Genomic DNA, 4,012 nt, shown 5'->3' with positions numbered 1-4,012 from the left:
CGCTTGTGCCATCATCATCTCGGCAACCATCGGCCTCGGCGGCTGCTTCGGCCATCACGAGAAAGCGGTTGTCGTTGAGCCGTTGAAGCTCGGCTAAACCTAGAAATTGACGACGAGATAGCCCTTCAAACTATCTCTCCGGCAAATGCCAGCCCCGGTCGGGTTCTTCCGGCCGGGGTTTCATTGCCTGGCCTCCAGGCTCATGACACGCCTTCGATGCAACACAGCCGCCCTCGAAGAACGAGAGCGGCTGTGCAACTGAAGTTTGGCCTTGAGACGGAACCAAGCAAGCGAAGGCTTACTTACACTTGGTCATGCCCTTCATGGCCATGTGCGCGTCGGCCTCGGAGCCGTACTCGCCCATCATGGCGAACTTGGCGGTGTCGGTCGGCGCCGACCGCGACATGGTGCACTTCTTCGTCGTGTTATCGAAGACGATGTAAAAGCTGTCCATCGCCAGCGCAGGAGCTGCAAAGGCGCCGATCAGCGTAGCTGCAATGAGAATCTTCTTCATGGCGGTGTCTCCTCTTTGGGGAGGCAAGAGTGCCTCGCGCGGCAAAGAGAGCACCGAACACCGCTCACGGAAAACTCAACTCTCCGGCACATTTCCTCGCCTACGCTTCAACGAAGCGTGACCGGCTGATGAACACGGCGTGATGTCTCCTGAATGCCGTATCGCAGCGCGTAACGGCGACAATATGGGAGACTTTTGGCGTCTATTCGGCCGGCGTTCCGGCGAAACGGCGGCGCAGCCGCGCGTAGACGTTGCGCTTGAGGAAATAATAGGCCGGGCGGCCCATCACGGCGACCGCCACGAATTTTGAGAGGAACGGCGTGGCGCCCAGCAGGCCGGAAAGCCCCGCCTTGAAGCCCGGGTCGAGATCTGCCGCCATGACGAACGGGATCATCGGCCAGGCGATGTAGGCGCCGACGAGAATCACCGTGCCGAGCGCGAAACGCCAGCCGACTTGCTCGGCGGTGAACTCTGTTTCCGTGGCAGCGATAGCCGTCTCCTTGGCAAGCGTCCGCGCGGGGGCTTCCATCAGTCTGTTTATCTGGGGTCCTTGACGGCAACCGGAAGGTGCCCAGCCTCCGGTCGTGGCGCAAATGTTAGCCTTGGCCGTGTCACGGCGAAACATCTTTTCGCAGGTGCGATAAAGCCGAAATACGGCGATTTCGGGCTGTTCGCGGGAACTTGACCCGCCCACGGCGCGTCGGCCGGAAACGCGCCGCCCGTCAGTCCCCGTCCACAGTGGCCACGAGCCAAGCGGGATCGAACCAGCGGTCCGCCTCGCCGTCATAGGGCAGGCGGTTGATGTCCCAGTGGCGGATATAGGGCGCATAGACGTCCCAAACCGGCGGGCCCGCGCCCACGTAGACCACGCGGTCGGGGAACCAGGCGAAAACCTCTTCGGGATGGTGGCTGGAGCGGATCTCGCAAATCGTGCGGTCCTCATAGGCGAAGGCCGGGATCGAGGCGACCGTCTTCGGCCCCGCGATGAGCACGTGACCGCGTGTCACCTCGAAGAAGCGGGCGACGTCGGCGACATAGTCGCGTCCCTTGTTCCCTTCCCACGGAAGCCGGCCGTCGAGGCCAAGCTGCCCCCGTAAGCCTATGGCGCATATGGCGCGAATGTCAGCCAACTGGTCCTCCTCGAGAAACGGCCATCTGTTTTATCGGCCAATGGCGCTTTGGCAAAGTTTGGTCCACATAGTTTGGTTCATGCAGGCACCCCCATGACGCCCCGCCCGACTCCGTCCGCTTCCGCCGATCCGAGCCACATCTACAAGGCGATCGGCCTCATGGCGCTGGCGACGGTCTGCTTCGCCTTGCTCGACATCACGGTCAAGTATCTGGTCGACGATCACCACGTCCCCACGAGCCAGGCCACCTGGCTGCGCTTTGCGGGCCATGTGGTGTTCAGCGCGCTGGTCTTGTGGCCCTTCGCGCTTAAGCCCTCGCTGCGCTCGGCGAAACCGCTGATCCAGATCTTCCGCTCTTGCATGATGATCCTGACGACGGCGCTCAACTTTATCGCCCTGAAATATCTTCAGCTCGACCAGACCGTCACCATCTTTTTCCTCACGCCGCTCCTGGTGGCCGGGCTTGCGGGGCCGCTGCTCGGCGAATGGATCGGCCTGCACCGCATGCTCGCCATCGCCGCGGGCTTTCTCGGGGTGCTCGTGGTCATGCATCCTGGTCTCGGCGAGGTCCATTGGGCCATGCTGCTCGTGCTTGGCGCCACCTGCGGCTACGCGCTCTACAACATCGCGACGCGCTACCTCGCCGCGTTCGACCCCCCGTCGGTGACGCAGACCTATACGCCGCTGGTGGGCGTCCTGGTGATGACGCCGTTCGCTTTCGCCGACTGGCAGTCGCCGGACGATTGGTTCTTGTGGCTCTTGTTCGCCACGCTCGGCTTCTGGGGCGGGCTCGGGCATTGGTTCTTGATCCTTGCGCACAGAATGGCGCCCGCGGCGGTGCTCGCGCCGTACATCTATCTGGGGCTGATCTGGATGTCGGTCGGCGGCTTCCTGGTGTTCGGTGACGTGCCGACGGGCTGGACGCTCGGCGGCGGCGGCATCGTCATCCTCGCCGGTCTCTATTTGCTGGCGCGGGAGCGCAAGGTCTCGGCCAAAGGCGGTCCCGCCGCGCACGGTCGACCCGCCGCAATAGCGGTCAGCTCTCATCGTCTACGGCATAGCGTCGCGCAACATCCTCGGCGAAGGCAACGAAATTCCCCGCCCCGATCGCCGCGCGCGCTTTCGCCATGAGCTCCTGATAAAACTGCACGTTCGCGTAGGAGATCAGCATGGCGCCCAGCATCTCGCCCGACTTGATGAGGTGATGCAGGTAAGCGCGCTCATAGCGGGCGGCGGGGCATTTACTCTCGGCATCGAGCGGCGTCGCGTCTTCAGCGTAGCGTGCATTGCGCAAATTGATGCGGCCGCCCCAAGTGAAGGCCTGACCGTGGCGCCCCGACCGCGTCGGCATCACGCAGTCGAACATGTCGATGCCGCGCGCGATGGCGCCCAGCATGTCCTGCGGCGTGCCCACCCCCATGAGATAGCGCGGCCGGTCCTCGGGCAGGAAGGCCGTGGTGATCTCGACCGTGTCGAACATGGCCTCCTGCCCCTCGCCCACCGCAAGACCGCCGACCGCGTAGCCGGGAAAGCCGATCCCGGTCAGCGCGCGGGCGGACTCCTCCCTCAGGTCGGGATAGATGCTGCCCTGCACGATGCCGAACAGGGCTTGGCCCGGTGCGCTCATGGTCTCGAAGGCGGCCTTTGACCGCTCCGCCCAGCGCATGGACAGATCGAGCGACCGCTTCGCCTCCTCGTGCGTGGCCGGAAACGGCGTGCACTCATCGAGCACCATCTGGATGTCGCTGCCGAGCAGGCACTGCACCTCGATGGCGCGTTCCGGCGTGAGCTCGATGGTGGCGCCGTCCAGATGCGACTGGAAGGTGACCCCCTGCTCGCTGATCTTCCTGAGCTTGGCGAGCGACATGACCTGATAGCCGCCGCTATCGGTGAGGATCGGCTTTTCCCAATGCATGAACTTATGCAGGCCGCCGAGCCTGGCGACGCGCTCGGCGCCCGGCCGCAGCATCAAATGATAGGTGTTGCCGAGAATGATGTCGGCGCCGGTGGCGGCGACGTCCTCCGGGAACATGGCCTTCACCGTCGCGCCTGTGCCCACGGGCATGAAGGCCGGCGTGCGGATCAGCCCACGCGGCGTATTGATGGCGCCGGTCCGCGCACGCCCGTCCTTCGCTTTCAGTTCAAACGAGAATGGAGCGCTCATAACCGCTCCGCCGGGCTCAGCAGACAGGCATCGCCGTAGGAGTAGAAGCGGTACCGTTCTTCAACGGCATGCGCGTAAGCCCGCTTCATGGTGTCGAGACCCGAAAAAGCGGCGACCAGCATGAACAAGGTCGAGCGCGGCAGGTGGAAATTGGTCAACAGGCGATCGACGAAGCGGAAGCGATAGCCCGGCGTGATGAAGATG

The 4,012-nt window shown here is 63.8% G+C and carries 6 protein-coding genes; 1 reads left to right on the top strand and 5 read right to left on the bottom strand.

Features of this window, described 5'->3' with window-relative positions; all coding sequences use genetic code 11:
* Nucleotides 1–298: 298 nt before the first annotated feature.
* From AUC71_RS13060 to AUC71_RS13050, 3 genes are all read right to left on the bottom strand, one after another.
* The gene (locus tag AUC71_RS13060; protein WP_069624610.1) at nt 299–514 is read right to left on the bottom strand and encodes a hypothetical protein; all 216 of its coding nucleotides are present in this window, start codon (nt 512–514) and stop codon (nt 299–301) included.
* A 202-nt stretch (nt 515–716) separates the two neighbouring features.
* Nucleotides 717–1,043: a hypothetical protein gene (locus tag AUC71_RS13055; RefSeq protein ID WP_069624609.1), complete on the bottom strand. Its 327-nt coding sequence runs from the start codon at nt 1,041–1,043 to the stop codon at nt 717–719.
* Between the two features lie 193 nt (nt 1,044–1,236).
* Nucleotides 1,237–1,644 (bottom strand): dihydrofolate reductase family protein, encoded by a 408-nt coding sequence (locus AUC71_RS13050; protein WP_069624608.1) that lies wholly within the window; start codon nt 1,642–1,644, stop codon nt 1,237–1,239.
* A 93-nt stretch (nt 1,645–1,737) separates the two neighbouring features.
* Between AUC71_RS13050 and AUC71_RS13045 the strand changes: the two genes are divergently transcribed.
* Nucleotides 1,738–2,775, top strand: a complete 1,038-nt coding sequence (locus AUC71_RS13045) for a DMT family transporter (protein WP_069624607.1) — start codon at nt 1,738–1,740, stop codon at nt 2,773–2,775.
* Here AUC71_RS13045 and tgt read toward each other — a convergent pair.
* Nucleotides 2,681–3,808: a tRNA guanosine(34) transglycosylase Tgt gene (tgt, locus tag AUC71_RS13040; RefSeq protein ID WP_069624606.1), complete on the bottom strand. Its 1,128-nt coding sequence runs from the start codon at nt 3,806–3,808 to the stop codon at nt 2,681–2,683. The genes AUC71_RS13045 and tgt overlap by 95 nt on opposite strands.
* Nucleotides 3,805–4,012, bottom strand: a 208-nt coding sequence (locus AUC71_RS13035; protein WP_158007844.1) for an S-adenosylmethionine:tRNA ribosyltransferase-isomerase, incomplete at its 5' end; no start/stop codon positions are given. The genes tgt and AUC71_RS13035, both read right to left, overlap by 4 nt.

The sequence above is a fragment of the Methyloceanibacter marginalis genome (genome assembly GCF_001723295.1).
Taxonomy (GTDB): domain Bacteria; phylum Pseudomonadota; class Alphaproteobacteria; order Rhizobiales; family Methyloligellaceae; genus Methyloceanibacter; species Methyloceanibacter marginalis.
Note: the sequence above shows the minus strand (reverse complement) of the source record. Positions and strands in the feature narration are given on the sequence as shown.